The organism is Ereboglobus luteus, from assembly GCF_003096195.1.
GTDB lineage: Bacteria > Verrucomicrobiota > Verrucomicrobiia > Opitutales > Opitutaceae > Ereboglobus > Ereboglobus luteus.
On record NZ_CP023004.1, the window covers coordinates 3,008,675 to 3,029,269 of the forward strand.

Genomic DNA, 20,595 nt, shown 5'->3' on the forward strand with positions numbered 1-20,595 from the left:
GTTTTTATACAATGGAAATAGCCAACGGCATACATCTGCTCAAGTGTCCGCTCGATTCGTTGTGGACCGGCGTCTTCGTGCTGGCGCGTGAAAAACTCGTCGTCATAGACACCGCGTTTGACCATTCGATGACGGATGTCGTGTTGCCTTATATAAAAAAACTGGGTCGCGATCCCGCCGACATCGACCTGGTTGTCAACACGCACATCCACGGCGATCACATCGGCGGAAACGCGCGATTGATGCGCGAAACGAAGGCGAAATTTGCCGCGCACAAGCTGGCTCGCGAGCGGCTTGCCAATCCCTATTTCCATTTGAACAAAATCCGCAGTCGTTTCGCGCCGCTTGTTCCGTTTCAGGAAATCAAGTCGGGGCTGAATCCGCAGGAAATCGACATCGACCTTGAGCACGACCAGGAAATCGACCTCGGCGACTCAAAGCTGCGCGTGCTTCACACGCCCGGCCACGCCGTCGAGGGAATCTGCCTGCACGACAGCGCATCGGGGATCCTCTTCACGGGCGACGCCCTGCAGGGGCGCGGAACAATGAGCACGGGCGTCGGGCTTTATTTCGACCTCGACGCATACCTGCTCGCGATTGCGAGCGTCGAGGCGGCGCTTGCGCAAGACAACGTGAGCATGATCGCCGCGTCGCATCCGTTTGACCCGATCTCCGGCTTGGTGCCCGTGGCTGAATGCGCCGACTTCCTAAAACTCTGTCGCGACACCTCCGATAACTACGACAAAATCATACGCGAATACATGGCGGAGCACGGCGATTCGCCCGATTTACGCGAAGCCGTCCGGTGCATGTTGGCGCATGCGGGAATAACAACAACTCCGGGTGTTCCGGTGCTCGCCTATCACACCGCCGCCGCGCATTTGGCGAAAATCGATCCGTCGAGGCAATGGGGAGAGCCATTGTGAAAACGCTTGCGCAAGGAGCGGCGGCGTCCCGCCGCCGGCCGCGAGCGGCGCGAGCGCCCCTGGCGTATTTGGGTTTCGAATACAAAAACGAATTCGCATGCCTTCCGGCGAAGGGCGAGGCCCGCTGGCCTCGTCGGGCGGCGGGACGCCGCCCCTCCTTGCGCAAGCGCCGCTCCACGCTTTCTCGCGCGCTTCTCATTCGAAATAACGAATAACATAATCATCACAACAATAATATTAAATTAATATATATAAACCATGAAAAACAAACTGCGCAGCAAATGGGAATTCGGTGTGGCAACCGTGAAACGCGACGGCATTTTATACGGCCTCGGTTATACAAAGGAGGAAATCGACCGGCCCTATATCGCCGTGGTCAATTCCTGGAATGAATACAATCCCGGCCACGTTCATCTGCGCGAGGTTGCCGAGCGCGTGAAGCAGGGCATCCGCGAGGCGGGCGGCCTGCCGTTCGAGGTTGTGACCACCGGCTTGTGCGACGGCCTCGTGCTCAAGGATCCGCGTTACATCGAGCTTCCCAGCCGCAATCTCATCGCCGACGAGGTCGAGCTGAACATCGAGTCCAACCTGTTCGACGGCATGGTGCTGTTGAGCACGTGCGATTCGATTGTGCCCGGCCACCTCATGGCCGCCGCGCGCATCGGCATCCCCGCAGTGCTCGTGACGGGCGGCTACATGCCCAACTGTATTTTCCGCGGGCGCGACATCGGCGTGACCGAGGTTTCCGACGCCATCGGGCAAGTCATGGAGGGTCGCATGAAACGCGCCTGTTTCGACGAAATGGTCGGCTGCGGCCACGCGGGGCAGGGCGCGTGCGGCGAGATGACAACCGCCAACAGCATGTGCTGCGCCGCCGAGGCGATGGGCATGACGCTGCCCGGCAACTCCACCGTCGACGCCACGGACAAGCGCCGCCTCTGGTCAATCGCGCACAAGGCCGGCCACCACATCATGCGCATGGTCAACGAAGGCATCACGACGCGCGATCTCATCACCGAGAAATCCATCGAAAACGCCATCATCACCGACCTCGCCATCGGCGGCTCGACGAACCTCCTGCTGCACATCCCCGCCATCGCCACCGAGGCCGGGTTTGATCGCGACTGGTGGAAGTTTTTCGACGAAGCCTCGCACCGCGTCCCGCTACTGACCGGCATCTCGCCCAGCGGACGTTATTATTTCAAGGACTTCGACGCCGCGGGCGGACTGCCCGGCCTGTTGAAAAACCTGCTGCCATTGATGCACGCCGACATCCCTACGGTAAACGGAAAAACGCTTGCGGAAAACGTCTCCAGCGCGCGCGTGTATAACAAGGACGTGATTCGCGACCTGGACAACCCCGTCACCAAGGCCGCGGGCATAGCGGTGCTCTACGGAAACATCGCGCCGGAAGGGGCGATCCTCAAGGCGGCGGCCGTCGATCCCTCGCAATACCAGTTCGAGGGTGTCGCCAAGGTTTTCCACGATGTCGATGACGCCGTGGCCGCGTTGCGCCGCAAAGAAATCACGCCCGGCATGGCGGTCGTCATTCGTTATCTCGGTCCCAAGGGCCGCTTCGGCACGACGGCGTTTGCGTTCCAAAAGGAGCTCGCGGGAATGTCCATCGCCAAGCAGGTCGCGATCATCACCGACGGACGTTTCTCCGGCGGAACCTCGGGCCTGAGCATCGGATACGTCGCGCCCGAGGCGGCGATTGGCGGCCCGTTGAACGCGGTGCAGGACGGCGACAAAGTCATCATCGACATTGAAAAACGCGCCATGAACATCGACGTGAGCGACGAGGAAATCAAACGCCGCCAGGCCGCCGTGACATGGGAGTTCGACGAAACCAAATACAGCCGCTTCCTGCGCCTCTTCACCCGCAACGTCACCTCCACCGCCAAGGGTGCGACGTGGATTTGAGTATTGCAACATAGCCGAAGGACAGTCGTCGAAAACGGGGATGCTGGCATTCTGGCCAGCATCTCAAAATCATCTGTGATCTTGAGGATTCTCTGTTTGCGAGCGCGCACGAGTCATGTCGCTTGTCGCCCGTCATTTCGCAGTCGGCGCAACTCGGTCGTCTCAATCATGCCGCATACCGGCTAAGTTTTCGCTTTTTGTCAGCCCGCCCCATGCTATTGATAGAGAAACCGGATTCCGGGGTCTTGTAGAAAGGCGGCCTTTGCCCACCGATTAAGTGTCGCCGCTCAAAATACACAGCATCGCGGGCTTGATTCATTTCGTTTTCGGATGCATCGAAATGGAAAAATACGGAAAAACTTCCTTCCAAAAAAACTCCCGCGCATGAATCCCATGAAAAACATCCCCTTGCTCGCCGTCCTTGCGGTTTTCTCCGTATTCAATCTCTCATTCCTTCGCGCGGCGGAGCCGCGGTCCGCGCCCTATGTGGCCCGCGAATACAATCTGCGCGTTCCGGCCAAACTCACTCATGCCGCGCCCGTGAATCTTGGCGGGGGGCAGCGAGGTTTCGTTTTTCTCTTTTCGGAGGAAAGCAACGTCGATCCTTTTGAGGGCAGTTTCTTCTTTCCCAAACATCCGCCTTTTCTCGCCGTGTTCACCGAGGCCGGAAAGGAGCTCTGGCGCAAGGAGCTCACCTACGCGCTGCCGGGCACATGGTTCATCCCCGTGCTCCCGCTCGACATGGACGGCGATGGCATTGACGAAATTTATTACGTCAACAACACCGGCCCGAAACCTTTCGTCTATAAAAATTATAAACTCGAGCGTCTCGACTCGCGCACTGGAAAAGTCACCGCCGCGATCTCCTGGCCCCAGCCTACGCACAACCAGGCCAACAGTTACAAATGGCGCTTCTCGCTCGTCGGCGGACGCGCCCGCGACGGCGCGCCCGTGCTCGTCGCCGGTGTCGGCACTTACCGCGACATGCGCCTGCGCGCCTTCGACGCCAACCTCAAAAAGCGCTGGGAGGTCTATTATCCCGACGACTTCGACGGCCCTCGCGCCAGCCACTCGACCGCCATCCTCGACCTTGATCGCAACCGCCACGGCGCGGGCCAGTTCATGTGGGGCGAGCGTTGCATTGATTTCGACGACGGCAAGGAACGCTTCGTTCTCGACCGCGACGCTTGGTATGACCATTCCGACACCGTCCTGCCCGTTTACGACAAGGCCACGGGCAAATGGGACTTTTGGACAACGCGCGAAAAGGGCGACGACGGCAAGGTGCCCCGCGCCGTGATGTTCGACCAGGATGGCAAACGCCTCTGGTCGGTGCCGGACATGCGGGGGCACTTTCATTACGGCTGGGTTGGCAATTTCGGCCCCGCCGGCGAACGCATCGCGATGGCCGGACGTTACGCGCTCTCCGAGGAACAGCGAGACACCGCCCGCGCCTCCGGCGACACCAGCAAGGCGGCCACGTCCGTGTTCAGTTTTTACGAGGCCAAGACGGGCAAGCCGCTTCCCGCGCCAAAGTTTCCGCCGTCAGGCCGGGTGGTTGATTTCAACGGCGACGGTTTCCACGAAATATTCACCGGCGGCGTGCTTTACGACCGGTTCGGCAAAAAAATCTTCTCCGTAAAAAAAGCCGGCGCCCTCATGTGCTTTCACATCCTCGACCTGCCCGGCGAGCAAATCATGCTCAACACCGGCAACGGAAAAATCCAAATCTGGGCCGACCGCAACGCCAAGGACGCGCCCGGCATGGCCGCCCGTTACGCCGACCCGCTCTACCGCGAAAACGTCCGCCACTCCGCCGTCGGCTATAACGGCCGCGTTCCGATTCTGAATTATTGAACCGCCGCGGACCCGGGCCGCCGCTGGTAAAACCACCACAACACTCCCGCCGCCAGCGGATGCAGCAGCGCGCCCGCGATAAAAAGCGCCGGGTAGCCAAACTGCGCCAGAAGCCAGCCCGCCGTGAAATTCACCAGCGCGCCCGTGCCGGCGCCGCAGGCGTTGATGATGCCGACGCACGTGCCCACTTGATGGCGGGGCATCACGTCGGCCATCAGCAGGTTTGTGAGATTGAACCACACGAGCGCCATTGCCTGGACCACGCACAGAATCGCGATCACGCCCGCATGGCTCGTCACAAACGGCATGATGATCATGGCGGGCGAGAGGCACGCGGTGAGCTGCAACAACCGCAACCGCCCTTTCTGGGGCGTCCACCCCCGGTCGATGAGCACATCCGAAAAGCGGCTCAGCACCATGTTCATGACCAGCGAAACGGCGAAGGGGATCCAGCCGACCCAGCCGAGTTTTGCAAAGGACATGTCGAGTTCCTCCTGCAAATATCCCGGCTGCCAAAACATCAGGAAAAACCACAGCGGATCACTGATGGCGCGCGCCAGTATCAATCCCCACAGCGTGCGATTGCGCAACAGCGACGCCAGCGATGAGGAGGCGCTTGCAACCGGCGAAGTCGCCGCGGGCGCGGTGTATTGGGGCGGATTGCGGTCCGCCATTATCCACATCAACGCCAGCGCGACACCCGTCAACCCGGGCACGATAAACGCCCATCGCCAGCCAAACGCCGTCGCCAGCGACACGGCCAGCGGCGTCACGAGGATGTTGCCCGCCGACGAAAAGGGTTTGCTGAACATGTTGGCCGTGCCGCGCCGGTCATGGGGAAACCAGGTGACGATGGTCACCATCACCATCGGCACCACGCCCGCCCCGGCGAAACCCAGCGCCATGCGGCACGCGGCGAACTGCCAGAGTTGCGACGAGGAGGCCGTGAGCAGTGTCACGGCGGACATTGTGCAAAGGAAAACAGGCATCATCACACGGGTGCCGAAGCGGTCGATCAGCCGTCCCGCAAAAAAATATCCGATCGTGTAAGGCACCATGAAAATGGCGGTGAGCCAGCCGTATTCGATGTCGCTCCAGCCGAACACGCCCTTGAGCGTGGTTTTGAGCACCGAGAGCGTCTGCCGGTCGAGGTAATACATCATCCCCGCCATCCCCGCCAGCGCCAGGATATACCATGCCCGAAACGGGATGCGGGGTTGCTGTTGGGGAACCTGTGGCATGCGCTAAAAATCAGCAAAGGGCGGTCACGTGTAAATCAATTAAAACTGGGGTATGTGTATATTTGACTGTTTGATAGTGAATTAAATGTAACAGTATAGCCATTATATGCTGCGGGCTCTTTTGTTGTCTTGAAAACCTTGTGCGCCGCGCGTCCCGACGTCGCGCAGATTTACACCGCCACCTCGATAAACCACTGCGAAAAACGTGCGCGATGCCATTCGCGTGACTGCGATCAAATTACCGCTATCGTAGCCTTCGTCGGCGGTGGCAAATCCAAATGCCAAAGGAGCACATACTTCTTTTAAAATAGATCCCAATACAGGGAAAATTTCAAAAATATGAGACATATTACCCCCAATCCGGATTACCTCTCAATTCGCGGAAAGTAGTTAAATGAGTTAACGCTCAATATGAAAAACCAGACACACACTTTAATAAAGATACACAACCAGACGCGCCTACTCCGCATAGTCACGATCCTTTAACGCTAGGTGGCGTGATGCCGGCTAATCCAAATGAACTACCTCGATAATAATGAATGCCATACAAGAACTTCAAAATTGGTTTGAGCATCATTGCGATGATGCCTGGGAGCATGGAGATTGTATACTGTGTGTTGGCTATCAATAAAATCGATAAATCCGAAAGGTATTGGTATTGGTGTTGGACTGAAAGCTCGACTTTCAAAGCACGCGGTGGTCCCAAAAACATAGAGGAGATGATTGTTTTTTTATAATGTGGGCAAAAAACGCAAGAGCCTGATTTTATCTAGTCGTTCCTAAAAAGTCGTTTTACACGAGAAAGAGTCGAGCGGGGGCAGGCTGGATACTACCTTTTGGCATAACGCCGACGGCAACGCGATTCGAACCGCTGCACTGGTGCGCTCCGTGCCATCCTGCCCGGGGATAACACGCGTCATGACGTGCGAGGGTGGGGCAGTATTACGCGAGGGTGGGCAGGGTGATGTTGCGCATGTCCAGACCGTCAGATTGTGTTTCGTGGACGGGAGCCGTCACTTGGGAGGGCGCGATCGTTGTGTCGCGCAATACCAGTGTCGCCGACAGGCGGATTGACGGCAGGCTCAGATTGATTGCGTCGGCTTCGTCACTTTCCCAGTTGTTGACTATCAGGCGTTGCAACATGTCCACCGCGGCCTCGGCCATCTTCTCGACATTGTGATCCACGGTGCTCAACGCCGGGGTCATTTGCTCGGTGAAGGGCAGGTTGTCGAATCCGAACAGCGAGCAGTCGCGCGGCACCTTCACGCCGTTGCGCTGCAGCTCCCACATCGCCCCGGTCGCCACCATATCATCAAGCGCGATCAGCGCCGTCGCGCGTCGTTTTGACGCCAGGTAGAGCTCCGCCAGTTCGTGGCCGTAGCGCATGCCCAGATGCCGGTGTTCCGGCATGTCAAACACATCCACGCATGTTTTCATGTCCAGCCCGCGCGCCTTGAGCGCCTTGCGCACACCTTCATGCCTCGGCACGCCCATTGGAAATTTTTTGCTGATGCCCAGCAGCGCGAAATGCCGGTGCCCCAAGTCGAGCAAATGGTCGGTCACTTTGGCAAGGGCCTCGGTGCGGTCGAGCGACACGGTGTTGCTATCACCCGGCCTGCGCGGCTCAAGCATCACCGCGGGTATTTCCGCATTGCGCAGCATTTGCAGCCACGTCTCGCGCACCTCGGGCGGCGGCGCGTCCACCAGGATCACGCCGTCCGCGCGCATGGATATGAAACGCTTGATCATGTCGGTGCCGCGCACCGGGTCGTCCTCCGAAATCGCCATGAGCGAATGCAATCCCCGGTTGCTGATGCAGTGGTGCGCATGGGTGATTTTTTCAACCGCCACTTGTGTGTTCAGGTTGCGAATGCTCAGGCCGATCACCCCCGTGCGCTGTCCGCGCAATCCGCGGGCGTGGGGACTTGGTGAAAAATGCAGTTCGCTCATCGCCCGCCTGACGCGGGCAACGGTTTCCTCGCTCACACCGGGTTGTCCGTTGATTGCGCGCGACACGGCCCATCGGGATATTCCGAGATGCTTGGCTAGTTCAGCGGTGGTGTGGATTGTTTTACTCACGATGCCGTGTCTGTAAAAAAGTGGTGATTTTGAGCCCGGAAAGCAATGGTGTTAATCGATAGACGCATGTAATGGAGGGAAAATAATTGACATGCAAGCTAACACGTGTTGGCCTTTGTGTATTCACCCGATTCCCCGTGCTGTCTTCCCCCTCGCCAAAACATACGATTTTGTCCCGACGCGAGCGTCGGTGGGACTGGCGTTGTTGGATAGCTGGCGCGTGCCTGATCGTTGCCGCGGTCCTGGCATATAGCCGGACTTTTTCGGTGCCTTTCATTTTCGACGACCTTTTTTCGATCCCCTACAACGAAAGCATTCGCAGCCTCGGCACGGCTTTTTCCCCGCCCAACACAAATGGCGAAACGGTCAGCGGGCGGCCGCTGGTCAATTTCACGCTGGCTTTGAATTATGCCATCAGCGGCAACCATGTGTGGAGCTATCATGTGGTGAACCTGTTCATTCATGTGTGCGCGGGGTTGGCACTCTTCGGTTTGGTGCGACGCACGCTGCTGTTGCCCTCGATGCGCGAGCGATTCGGGCGGGATTCGCTCCCGATCGCATCCGCAATCGCCGCGCTTTGGATGCTGCACCCGATGCAAACCGAATCGGTGACGTATATCGTGCAACGCGCCGAGTCGTTGATGGGACTGTTTTATCTGCTGACGCTGTATTGTTTTGTGCGGGGCGCGTCCGTCGTGACGCAGACTGCCAAGTCTGCCTCCGTCCAAACCGGCAAACTTGGCAGTCTGCGCTACGTCGGCTGGCTCGCCCTTTCCCTCCTCTGCTGCCTTCTCGGCATGGCCTCGAAGGAAGTCATGGTGTCGGCGCCGTTGGTCGTTTTTTTCTATGACCGCGCGTTTGTTTCAGGTTCATTCCGCAAGGCGTGGGCCGGGCGGCGCGCGTATTATTTGTTGCTCGCGTCCACGTGGATATTGACGGCATGGCTCGCGCTCCGCACCGGCAGTCGCGGCATGACCGCCGGTTTCAACACCGAGGTTTCCGTGTGGACCTATTTGCTCACGCAATGCCAGGCCATCCCGCACTACCTGCGCCTTGTGTTCTGGCCGAGCGGACTTGTCTTCGATTACGGCACGCCACTCGTCACGAGCCTCGGCGAAGTCTGGTTGCGCGGCCTTTTCATCATCGTTCTCCTCGGCGCGACCGTTTGGGCCTGCGTGCGCAAACCCAAGCTCGGCTTTCTCGGCATTGTGTTTTTCGCGGTGCTCGCCCCCACGTCGAGTTTTATTCCCGTGGCAACGCAAACCATCGCCACGCACCGCATGTATCTGCCGCTCGCGGCGCTGGCGGTGCTGGCGTCAATGGGCGTGTGGAAGCTGGGCGGACGCAAAGCCGTCCAGGTTTTCGCCGTCATTGCAATCGCCTTGGGCGCGCTCACCTTTCACCGCAACCTCGCATACCAGAGCAACCTTGCCATCTGGTCCGACACTCTCGCCAAGCTTCCGGAAAAAGACCGCGCGCGCGCCAGCAACAACCTCGCCCACGCCCTCATTGATGACGGACGCGCGGCGGAGGCGATCGCCCTCTGCGTCGAGGCCGTCCGCCTCAAGCCCGATTTTACGCAGGCCTACAACAACCACGGCTACGCCCTCGCCAAACTCGGCCGCTTCAACGACGCCCTCCTGTATTACGACAAGGCGCTCAGCTTCGGCCAGAACGGGATGGATGTGACGCTCAACAATCGCGGCTACGCGCTCTACAATCTCGGGCGTTACGAGGACGCCATGCGCGACTACCGCGGCGCGCTCAAGCTCCGCCCCTCGTATGCGGAGGCCCTCAGCAATTACGGCAACGTGCTCTGCGCCATCGGCCGCTACGACGAAGCCATGCGCCAACTCGACGAGGCGCTACGCATGGACCCCGAATTCGCCGCCGCATGGAATAACCGCGGCAACATATTCGCCGCCATGGGAAACAATCCCGACGAGGCGCTTCGTTGCTATAAAAAAGCCGCCGAGCTCGATCCCTCGCTTGCGCTCGCGATCGACAATGTCGCCCGCTACGCCGTCTTCCTCGGGCGCTCCGAAGAGGCGCTTCCCTATTTCGAGGTGCACGCACGCCTCAAGCCCGCGGACGCACTCGTCCGGCAAGGATGGGGAAACGCGCTCATGCTGCTTGGCCGCTCCGCCGAAAGTATTCCCCACTTTGAGCGCGCCCTCGAACTCGACCCGGCTCTCTTCGTCTCGCGCCACAACCTCGCCATCGCACTCGTCGAGACTGGACGCCCCGCCGACGCCATTACCCACTTCGAAAAAGCCCTCGCACTCCAGCCCCGCTCGGCGCCCCTCCATCACAATTACGCCGAGGCCCTCGCCAAGGTCGGTCGCATCGACGAAGCCATCGACCGCGAGCGCGAGGCGCTCCGCATCCAGCCCGATTTCGTCTGGGCGAAGGAACAACTCGACGCCCTCCTCGAACAACGGCGGAGGGCCTCCTCCGTCGCACATTTTACACAACCATGAACGCCCAAAAACAACCCAAACCCACGATCCTCGCGCGCGTCGCCGCCGCGCCGCTCCTCACAGGCATCCTCCTCCTTGCCGCCACCACACCCGCCGTTGCCGCCGACGTTGATTTCAACGGGAGCCTTGGCTCCGGCGCCACCAGCCCCGGTGACAACATCCTTGTCGCCATCGGCACCAACACCACCACCTACACCCATACCCACACTGCGCCCGATGGCACGCAGGTCACCGGCACCGTCACGCTCGGCACCCCCGTGCTGCGCACCAGCAACGACGCCATCTCCCTCGCAGGAGCCACCGCGGGCGGCGGCATCACGATCAAGCCCGCGTCGGGCGACGGCACCGTCTGGGCCGTTATTGACGGCAATGCTAGTGACACTGCCGCATCCCGCCGCCGACTCATTGCCATTTCCGAGCCCACCAACACCGCCCAAGGCTCGAACTATGTTATCAACCTCGACAACGTCATGCTCACGAACGGCTACGCCGGAACCTCAAGCAGCGGCGGCGCGATGAGAATCAACGGAGGCACCGTCAACACCCCCGACGTGACCGTGGCCGGCAACGCGATTTTTTACAACAATAAGGCGGGCCGCGTCGGCGGCGCGATGCAAGCCGGATCAAGCGGCCTCATCTTCACAGGCGCGGTCATCTTCGACTCCAATTACGCCGGCACTGCGGACGGACTGGCCTTCTCCTCATACCACGGGGGCGCCATTGCGCTCAGTATCGGCTCAACCGCGACGGGCACCCTTGCGCTCGCCTTTAAAAACGACGTTTCCTTTCTCAACAACATCGCAGGCGGCCAGGGCGGCGCGATTAACTCCGGCAACAACCTTGCCGGTTCCACCATCACCCAAAAAACCATCGAATTTTACGGCAACGCCATCTTTGAAGGCAACGTCGGCGGCGCGACCGCCGCCGATGCCAACGGCAAGGTCACCGCCATCTCCACCGGACACAACGGCGGCGCGATTTATGCCAACACCGGCACTCCCCTCATTTTCAGCGGTTCGGGCTTCGCCAGCTTTGTCAGAAACCTTTCCAGCGGCATCGGCGGCGGCATCTACTCCCGCAGTTCGGAAGTCCGCTTTGTTGACGATCCCGCAAGCACCTTCACGGGCAACCGCGCGTTCACCTTCACACGCAATGTTTCCAACACCTCCAACACCGGCAACGGCGGCGGAGCCATCCATATCAACGACAATAAAAATACCTCCAACCTCATCTTCGACGCGAAAAACTCCACCATCAACGCCTCCTACAATGCCGCCACCAAGGGGCAAGGCGGCGCCTTCCGCGTCGGCGGCAGTGTTTACATGCTTCAAGGCAACTTCACATTCTTCGGCAATCAGGCAGGCTTCAGCGGCGGCGCCATCGCCGCCTCAAACGGAGGCTTCAGCACGGGCAAGTCCAATCGTGTGGAACTGCGCTCAACCGGTGTCTTTGAAAGCAACCTTGCCGCAAGCTACGGCGGAGCCATCTACGCCGCCCAAAGCGGCAACAACTCCATGCTCTTCAGCACCGAAAGCGCCGGTTCCTCCATCCTCTTCAAAAACAATGCCGCCGGGCTCGGCGGCGCCATCTACATCGGCAATTCCGGCACCATTTCGCTCAACGCGCTCGAAGGCGACATCACCTTCACCGGCAACCGCCATAAGGTAACCTTCGCCGGCGCTCTCGACGCCCTTCTCATCCACGGCGGCTCCGGTGACAGCACCGCGGGTTTTCTCTCCGCCGATTTCACCACTGGCGTCCCCAACGATATCTATTTCGCCGCCAACGACCTCACCCTCGCCCTGAACGCCGACGCGGGCCGCGTCATCTCCTTTGACGGCGGCCTCGCCGGAGCCGATTCCACCACCACGCTCACAGTCAGGAAAACCGGCCTCGGCGATGTCGTTTTCGGCGTGCCCTCCAACCATGTCGCAGGCAGCAACACCAACGACATCACCGCCACCACCACCGTCACCGAGGGCGTGTTTCGCCTCACCGGCGGCGCGCAGTGGGGAAGCGGCGCCGGCTCGCTCACCGTCTCCGCCGGAGCCACCCTCGGCGGGCACGGCACCTACAATGACAACGTCACAATTGACAGCAACGCCAGCATTCTTGTCGGCGACAAAAACGCCTCCACTGCCCAAAAACTCGTTTTCGCCCAAGACCTCACCCTCGGCGACACCACTTATTACTACGACCTCGTCGGTTCCACCGGGGCCGCCGACACCTACGACCAGCTCGTTGTCAACGGTTCGCTCACGTTTGCCGGCACGCAGACCTTCGACATCACCGGCATAGGCAGCGGAACCTACACGCTCATCACATCCGACAACGTCATCACCGCCAACACCCCGGTTTACCAACTCCAATCCAATGGCGCCGCGCTCACCACCCGCTACACCATCACCAGCCCCATCGCCCTTTCCCCCGATGGCAAAAGCCTCTCCTTTGCCTCCACCATGAGCAACCTTGCCGTCAAATGGAACGCCGCCGCCGGCAACATCTGGCAGGACAATGTCGGCGCCAACTGGACAACCGACGCCGATGCCAACGAGTTTTATTTCCGCAACGGTGACACGGTGACTTTCCCCTCCGTCGCGTCCGGCACCATCGCGGTCGCCGCCGCCGGCGTCAAAGCCGCCGGCATCGCCATCGACACCGATTCGGGCCGCGACTACACCTTTACCGGCGGTTCAATCACCACCTCCGCGCTTCCCTCCGACACCACGCTCACCACCCCCGACGCCAACGCCAAACTCGTCAAAACCGGCGCGGGCACGCTCACCTTCGCGAACGCCGCCAACACCTTTGCCGCCGGCATCGACATCGACGCGGGCACACTCGCCTTCAACAGCGGCGACCAGCTCGCCACCGGGCCCGGTGGTGCCATCACCTTTACGGGCGACGCCACGCTCAAGGCCAACCCGTCCGCCGCCACCTCCCCGATCAACCTCGCGTCAGCCATCGTAATCAACCCCGCCAAAACGGCCACCATCGACCTCTCCGCCCGCGGCCTCACGCTCACCGGCGACCTCTCCGGCTCCGGCAACATGCTCAAGACCGGCACAAACGTCCTCACCTTCGCTGGCAACGGCCTCGCCTACACGGGAGCCATTACCATCGATGCCGGCGTCCTCACCCTCGACTCCACGGCGGCCCTCGGCGGCTCGATCACCCTCACCGGCAACGCCGCGCTCACCGGCAGCGGCACCGCCACCGGCAGCCTCACCGCCGCCTCCGGAGCCTCAATTCAGGCGGGCGACGGAACCTCTCCCTCCACGCTCACACTCGGCACGGTCGCCATCGACAACACCACCCTCAAGTTCGGACTTTATGGCGGCACCAACGCTGCCACCGGCTACAACAACTCCGACACTCTCAACGTCTCCTCTCTCACGGCCACCGGCTCCAATACCATCGACATCTTTGGCGACGCGCAGCGCGGCGATTATTACCTCGGCAACATTTCCGTTCTCAACACCCCCGACACCATTGTCACCCTCAACGGCTTCTCTCAAATCCCCGGCGCCCGCCAGGGCGCGAGCATCGTCACCAGCGCCACCAACTCCGCCGATCTCCTCCTGCGCTACTCGGCCGACTACTCCCGCAACATCACATGGACAGGCTCCAGTAATTCCGGCTGGGACATCGGCTCCGACAACTGGAGCGGTTCCGACAATGTCACGAAATTCGGCTCCGGCGACACCGTCATCTTTGCCGGCGCCTCCACGGTCTCGTCCACCATCAACATTCTCGGCTCCAGCCAGCAGTCCGTCGGCGATATCATCATCCAAGGCGACGCGAATTACACCTTCACCGGCCAGGGCATCAAAGCCAGCGCCGCCAGCGTCATTCAAGACGCCCTCAGCGAAAACCTCGCCACCGCGCAGGGCAAACTCGTCAAGACCGGTTCGGGCACCCTCACCTTTGACAACGACGCCAACCTCTTCACCGGTGGCATCGACATCACCGGTGGCGTTATCGCTTTCAACGCCGCCGACCAGATCGTGACCGATGGCACCGCCTTCATCACCTTTGACGGCGACGCCACCCTCCGCGCCGATGCCGACGCCATGATACTTGGGAATAACATTCAAGTCCTCGCCGGCAAAACCGGCGCCATCGACACCCAGGCCAACGCACTCATGTTGACCGGCACCCTCGGCGGCGGCGGCGTCCTCGCCAAGGCGGGCTCCGGCACGCTGGCCTTCACCGGCGACGGAACCTCCAGCACGGGCACCATCGCCCTCAACGAAGGGGTTCTCATACTCGCTTCTTCCGTGCCATTTGCCGCCGCCGTGGACGCCGCCACCGACACCATCCTCGCGGCCACCGGCACCCTGTCCGGCAAAGTCAGCATCGCCGAAGGAGCCGCCCTTGTAGTTGGCCTCGACTCCACGGACGCAGCCCTTGATGTCTCAAACCTCCACCTCGCCAACGACGCCATTCTCACCAGCGCGCCCGACGCCACCACCGTGCTCTCCGGCACCGTCACCCTCGGCGCAGCCTCCTCGGACCTGGCCGCCATCGCCATCATCGGCGAGGATACGGAGCTTCGCGTCACCGCCGCCATCCAAGGTCCCGGCGGCATCAACAAAACAGGCGATGGCGCCCTGACGCTTGTCGGGGATGACGCCATTGCCTACGCCGGCGCCACGCAAATCACCGAAGGCATTCTCCGGCTCCGCGACATCGCCGCGCCCTCCACCTTCAGCAAAGACATCAACCTCGCCGGCGGCTGGCTCGACATTTCCACCGGGACTGGCGTCGCTGATGAGACGACCGCCACGCGCTGGGACTCGCTCCCCGGAGCCCTCTCCTACACCGGCACCTCCGGTGGCGTCATAGGCGCCAACGACCTTTTCACCTACACCACGGGCACCATCGCCTACGCACACGCCGGCAGCATCTACCTCGTCGTCAATCCGGGCGACGGCAACACCCTCACGCTAGCCGGCAACAACAGCGCCAACACCGGTAACATTCGCATCGACAGCGGCACCCTCGACATTGCCGAATCCGCCAACCTCGGCGGCGGCTCCAACACCATCGTCTTCAACGGCGGGCAACTCCACGTCACCGCCACCACGGGCAACGCCGGCAGCTCCAACCGCAATGTCGAGCTCCGGGCCGACGCCACAATCACCGTTGACGGTGCGACAGTCTTCGCCGTCGGCGAGGTCTCCGAAACCGGCACCCCCCGCTTGCTCACCAAAAAAGGCGACGGCACGCTCACTCTCGGAGCCGCCAGCACCCGCTCCGGCGACACAAACCTTGAGGAAGGCACCATCTCCATGATCGCGGACAACGCCCTCGGCACCGGCGCGTTTAATGTCGCGGGAGCCAGCGGCACGCTCTCCTTCAACACCGGCAACATCACCGTCTCCAACACCATATTCCTCGGCGCAAACACCCTCTCCATCAACAGCGCCAATTCCGGCACACTCAACGCCGAGATCATCGGCACGGGCGGTATCACAAAATTCGGCTCCAACACCCTCACCATCACCAAGGCATCCGAATACTCCGGTCCCACCACCGTCGCCACCGGCACCCTCCGCGCGGGAACGGCAGACGTTCTCTCGCCCAATTCCGACTTTTCCATCAACGGCGGTTCCTCCGCCACCACGACCACATTCCCCGCGCTCGATCTCCAAGGTTTCGACCAGACCGTCGCCAGCCTCTTCAGCAGGGGCAATGTTTACCTCAATGGCGCCACACTCACCCTCGGCTCCGGCAACGGCACATTCACCAATGCCGGCTACCTTTACATCGGCAGCGGCGCAACCCCGGGCACGCATGCGCACATCCGCGGCAACCTCGTCGGCGAAACCGCCATTTACAGCGGCACCACCGTCCTTTACGGACGCCCGAGTTCCATCACCATTCGCATCGGTCTCGACGACGACGGCCTCGTCGCCGCGCACGACAAGCTCACGGTCCACGGAAACGTCACCGGGCAAAACACCCTCATCTTCGCCATGTCCGGCTCCTCCGTCACCCCTTCCGGCACCGGCGGCGTCGGTGGCGCGCTCACCCCGATACTCGTCCCCTCGGTGAACAATATCGTCGCGCAAATGTCCGGGGTCGCCCTCATTGAGGCCACCGGCGACATGGCTGCCGACGCCTTTGTCCGCAGCGTTTACCCCAATCGCGTTTATGATGCCGACGGCAACGAACTCATTCCCCATGTGGACACGGCCGGCAACATCACCACCCTCGGCGCCGCCGTCTCCCCGGAAATCCCCGCCACAATCGCCATTGACGCCACGGCATATCTCGTTGGGAAAACCACGATCGACTCCCTCAACCAGCGCGTCGTCGACCTCCGCCTCGACAGTGCCAGCAACATGCGGCACGGCATGGATCTCTGGCTGCACGGCCTGAAAACCGGCGACAGAATCCGGGGCTCCACCTACAAGGATTCCGACGTCTCCTCTCACGGCGCGCAGATCGGCCTCGATTATTCGGATTTCGGCGGAGACGACACCCGTTTCATTCTGGGTATATTCGGCGACTATATGTCATCCGAGCTCAAGCAAACCGGCATCGCGAAAACCAAGGCCGAGGTGTATGGCTGCGGCATCTACGGCTCCTATCAGCGCGGCGCATTCTCACTTGATCTCATAGCCCGCGCCTCAAAGGACGACTACACCATCTCCGTCGCCAACGCGCCCGATTTCGAGCTTGATGGCACCACTGTCGGCGGATCGGTCCAGATGTCCTACGCCATTAACTTCGAGTCCATAAGCTGGACACTTGAGCCGCAAATCCAGGGCGTTGTGCAACGACACAAAATCAACAGCGCCTCCGACAGTTTGGGACGGCCGTTCACGTTCGACTCAATCGATTCCCTCTCGGGCCGGGTCGGCCTCCTCGTCTGGCGCAAGTATGATGGCGCGGGCAGCATCACCGTCATTCCCCGCCTGCGCCTCAGCGTTCATAATGAGTTCCGCACCAAGACCACGCTCCACTACGGACGCACGGACTACTCGAACAACCTCTCTCAAACCGCCGGGCAGGTCGATATGGGCGTTATGTTCCGCATGGCCGACTGGATTGAGACAAGCGCCGGCGTCTCGTTCTTCTACGGAAACAAAATCGGAAGCCTCTCCCTCGATTTCGGCATGCGCTTCCGCTGGTAACGCAGCCTCACCCGTCAATGCCAAAAACCCGAAACCTTTCCAAAACACACTAAAACCATGAAGCTTACTACCCTCACCACCAGCGCCCTGAAAACCGCGCTCCTGCCAGCCGCCACGCTTGCCCTGGCCATCGCGCTTCCCGCCCAAGCCGTCAAGCCCGCCCAGTCAACCGCCACGCGCGCCGTTCCCGTCACCACGACCACCGCGCAGTCCGACGATAACAAAAGCCAGGACGACGACATCATCGAACTCAGCGTATTCGAAGTCAGCGCCGGGTCGCAAACCGGCTATGTCGCCAACGAGTCCATGACCGGCAGCCGCATGCCCACCAAGGTTATCGACCTGCCCTTCAACATTGACTTCGTCACCAGTGAGTTCTTCGACGACTTTGCCATCAATGATTTCAGCGAAATCGTCGAGGGCGGCGTCATGACGTTTGACCAGGACGCCGGCAACGAAAGCATGATCCGCGGCATCCGTGCCAACGGCCAGCTTTTCAACGGATTCTGGATGCCCGCCGGCACGCCCATCCCCATCTCGTTCACCGACCGCACCGAAGTTCTCAAGGGACCCAACGCCGGTATTTACGGGCAGACCGCCCCCGGAGGCATGATCAACACCGTCTCCAAGGCGCCCAAAAGCAAACCCTCCCAATCCGTTCGCGTCTCCATGGGCAATTACAACCAAATCAACTCCCGTATCGAAAGCACGGGACCCATTGCCAAAAACACCAGCTACTATGGCACCATCGAATATAAGGATCGCAAGTTCGACCAACCCTGGCGCCGCAACACCACCACCTCCTTCGGCGCGAGCCTCCTCCACAAATTCAACTCCAGCACTTCGCTTAAAGTGGACATAACTGGAGCCCTCCGGCGCAACGATGCTCCCGCCAACCGCATCCCCTACACCTTCGACTCCAACTACAAAAACGAATACTATGACCCCGAAACCGGCGCCACCGCGTCCTCCACGGGGCGGTTCTATGGCCTCGCATGGGAGCTGGCGGACACGAGCGGCACCGGATCGAACAGTTGGGAGGACACCGACACCTACAGCATTTTCGCCACACTCGAAAAGCGCATCAACTCGGTCTTTTCCTGGCGACTGGGAGGCAGCTACACCTACAAGCACTCGCGTGCCTTCAACAAGTTGCCTCTCACCGTTTACGATCCCGATCCCGACCACGCCGATGTTAACAACCCTTACTCATCCAGCTTCTGGGGCCTCTCCCGCACGCAAACCTCGGACTCCTCCTTTACCGCTCCCCGCTACGACATCAACAATCAGGACAACGGCGGCGTTCAGGGCGACATCCTTGCGCGCTACAATCTCTTCGGCAACAAAAACGCGGAATGCCGCACCCTGTTCACCTTCGACTTTTCCTCCCGCTATCAATACTCCGAGCGCTGGGCCATGCCCGCCGCCCTCAAAAACGCCCCCGTCTCCAACCCGACCAGCGGGCCATCCACACAAAACGCCGTCGATCCGAGCGTCTTCCCCTGGGATCCGAATACCATTGGCACCTACGTCAACGGCCACTACATTTCAGAGCAATACTTCTGGGCCAATTATTGGATGCCCGTCGTCAACCCCATTGATCGCGAGACCGTCTACATCGACTTCGACAAATACTCCCAATACGACATCTATCACGTTCCCGACTTCAACAGCGATACCTACGTAAAACGCTCCAGCACCCGCAATCGCCGCGATGTCTTCGGCGTCATGATGCGCCAGCAAATGATCCTCTGGCAAAGGGCCATCTTCTACGCCTCGGCCCGCTTCGACAACGTCACCTACACCTACGAAACGGAAAGTTTCCCCTCGTGGTCGGTCAAACAATACCCGCAATACGAACCCTGGTATCACGCCGATTACAAACACAGGACCGCCAGGTGGCACTCGACGGCTTTCAAGCCAAGCGCGGGCTTCAACGTTCGCGCCGTCCGCGGCATTCAGTTTTATGGGAATTACAGCAGCTCCTTCAATCCCTCCGGCCAGACCGTCAACGGAAAGCAAAAGGAAGTTGTCGTTCTCCCCAATGAGGAAGCCTGGGGCTACGACTATGGTGTCAAATTTTCGCTCCTTAACGAAAAGCTCACCGGCACGGTCGGCGGCTTCTACATCAGCCAGAAAAGAATATCCCGGAGCGAGCAGGACCCCCTCACCGGCGAGAGCTACAGCCAGGCCGTTGGCAACATCCTCAGCCGCGGCATGGAGGCCAACATCAACTATTACGTCACTCGTTCCCTCTTCGTGAAAGCCGGCTATTTCCACACCAACGCCAAATGGATTTACGCCGGGGCCGACAAGGATCTTCAGGGACGCTCCTATGAAAACGTCCCCTCCGACATCGTCACCTTCTCCGCCAAATACACGTTCCAAAACGGCATCCTCAAGGGGCTCAACTTTGGCGCCAAATATCAGCATATCGGCACCTGCCGCGCCGAAAAAGGAAAGGCCTTCACCCTCAAGTCGGAGGACGGCGACATGCAGCCCGTCGGATACAACAGCGGCGTTCGCGATCTCATGGTGCCCTCCGTCTATCTCATTGACGCCTTCATCAGCTACAAATTCCGCTGCTCCATCTTCGGCCGCAAAACCACGCACAGCGTCAACCTCAATGTCAAAAATGTGCTGGACGAACTTTACGTCACCAATTCTCGCGGTGTCGGCGACGGTCGCACATTCCTCGGCACCTACAGCGTGCAGTTTTAATCCACAAGGGCCCATACCGTGAAAAGCAATTCCACAGCACGGGCGGCGGCCCGGTGCAATGCCCGCGGTATAAACGCATGCGACGCACCGCTCCTTTCCTCAAGCGAATGACTCCTCGCCAGCGGCGACGAGTCCCCTCGCGTTCACCGACGGCCTCGTCCTCCTTCCACCTTCCAGCATGGGCCACCCGCCTCAAACTGTGCCCGCCGAGCCGTCCAAAAAA

9 protein-coding genes are annotated in these 20,595 nt (G+C 60.4%); 6 read left to right on the forward strand and 3 right to left on the reverse strand.

Translation table 11 applies throughout. The annotated features are described in order from the left end of the window. Window positions 1-11 precede the first annotated feature (11 nt). The 3 genes from CKA38_RS10955 (at window position 12) to CKA38_RS10970 (ending at window position 4,706) form a co-directional block, all read left to right on the forward strand. Window positions 12-926 (forward strand): MBL fold metallo-hydrolase, encoded by a 915-nt coding sequence (locus CKA38_RS10955; RefSeq protein ID WP_108825513.1) that lies wholly within the window; start codon window positions 12-14, stop codon window positions 924-926. A 258-nt stretch (window positions 927-1,184) separates the two neighbouring features. Continuing rightward, window positions 1,185-2,849 (forward strand): dihydroxy-acid dehydratase, encoded by a 1,665-nt coding sequence (gene ilvD, locus CKA38_RS10965; protein WP_108825515.1) that lies wholly within the window; start codon window positions 1,185-1,187, stop codon window positions 2,847-2,849. Window positions 2,850-3,242: 393 nt separating this feature from the next. Then, the gene (locus CKA38_RS10970; RefSeq protein ID WP_152032819.1) at window positions 3,243-4,706 is read left to right on the forward strand and encodes a polysaccharide lyase 11; all 1,464 of its coding nucleotides are present in this window, start codon (window positions 3,243-3,245) and stop codon (window positions 4,704-4,706) included. Here the strand turns inward: CKA38_RS10970 and CKA38_RS10975 are convergent. The 3 genes from CKA38_RS10975 to CKA38_RS10985 form a co-directional block, all read right to left on the reverse strand. After that, window positions 4,700-5,947: an MFS transporter gene (locus CKA38_RS10975; protein ID WP_108825517.1), complete on the reverse strand. Its 1,248-nt coding sequence runs from the start codon at window positions 5,945-5,947 to the stop codon at window positions 4,700-4,702. The two genes, CKA38_RS10970 and CKA38_RS10975, sit on opposite strands and share 7 nt — an antisense overlap. 102 nt (window positions 5,948-6,049) lie before the next feature. Continuing rightward, window positions 6,050-6,295 (reverse strand): hypothetical protein, encoded by a 246-nt coding sequence (locus CKA38_RS15460; RefSeq protein WP_152032820.1) that lies wholly within the window; start codon window positions 6,293-6,295, stop codon window positions 6,050-6,052. A 594-nt stretch (window positions 6,296-6,889) separates the two neighbouring features. After that, window positions 6,890-8,026: a LacI family DNA-binding transcriptional regulator gene (locus tag CKA38_RS10985; RefSeq protein ID WP_108825519.1), complete on the reverse strand. Its 1,137-nt coding sequence runs from the start codon at window positions 8,024-8,026 to the stop codon at window positions 6,890-6,892. A 266-nt stretch (window positions 8,027-8,292) separates the two neighbouring features. On the opposite strand from CKA38_RS10985, the gene CKA38_RS10990 reads away from it, so the two are divergent. Genes CKA38_RS10990 through CKA38_RS11000 form a run of 3 tightly spaced genes read left to right on the forward strand, consistent with a single transcriptional unit; the run spans window position 8,293 to window position 20,372 of the window. Beyond that, window positions 8,293-10,506 carry a tetratricopeptide repeat protein gene (locus tag CKA38_RS10990; protein ID WP_108825520.1) on the forward strand — a complete coding sequence of 738 codons (2,214 nt, stop codon included), beginning with the start codon at window positions 8,293-8,295 and terminating at the stop codon, window positions 10,504-10,506. After that, a complete protein-coding gene (locus CKA38_RS10995; RefSeq protein ID WP_108825521.1) occupies window positions 10,503-17,651 on the forward strand; it encodes an autotransporter-associated beta strand repeat-containing protein in 7,149 nt (2,382 codons plus the stop codon). The genes CKA38_RS10990 and CKA38_RS10995 overlap by 4 nt, the downstream gene beginning before the upstream one ends. 57 nt (window positions 17,652-17,708) lie before the next feature. Beyond that, on the forward strand, window positions 17,709-20,372 hold the full coding sequence (locus CKA38_RS11000; RefSeq protein ID WP_108825522.1) for a TonB-dependent siderophore receptor: 2,664 nt from the start codon (window positions 17,709-17,711) through the stop codon (window positions 20,370-20,372). The last annotated feature ends 223 nt before the right edge of the window (window positions 20,373-20,595 follow it).

Excerpts from the sequence above, each read along its gene's own strand:
- CKA38_RS10995 (WP_108825521.1), top strand. The coding sequence starts at position 10,503 with ATGAACGCCCAAAAACAACCCAAACCCACGATCCTCGCGCGCGTCGCC.
- CKA38_RS10970 (WP_152032819.1), top strand. The coding sequence starts at position 3,243 with ATGAAAAACATCCCCTTGCTCGCCGTCCTTGCGGTTTTCTCCGTATTC.
- ilvD (WP_108825515.1), top strand. The coding sequence starts at position 1,185 with ATGAAAAACAAACTGCGCAGCAAATGGGAATTCGGTGTGGCAACCGTG.
- CKA38_RS10955 (WP_108825513.1), top strand. The coding sequence starts at position 12 with ATGGAAATAGCCAACGGCATACATCTGCTCAAGTGTCCGCTCGATTCG.
- CKA38_RS11000 (WP_108825522.1), top strand. The coding sequence starts at position 17,709 with ATGAAGCTTACTACCCTCACCACCAGCGCCCTGAAAACCGCGCTCCTG.
- CKA38_RS15460 (WP_152032820.1), bottom strand. The coding sequence starts at position 6,295 with ATGTCTCATATTTTTGAAATTTTCCCTGTATTGGGATCTATTTTAAAA.
- CKA38_RS10975 (WP_108825517.1), bottom strand. The coding sequence starts at position 5,947 with ATGCCACAGGTTCCCCAACAGCAACCCCGCATCCCGTTTCGGGCATGG.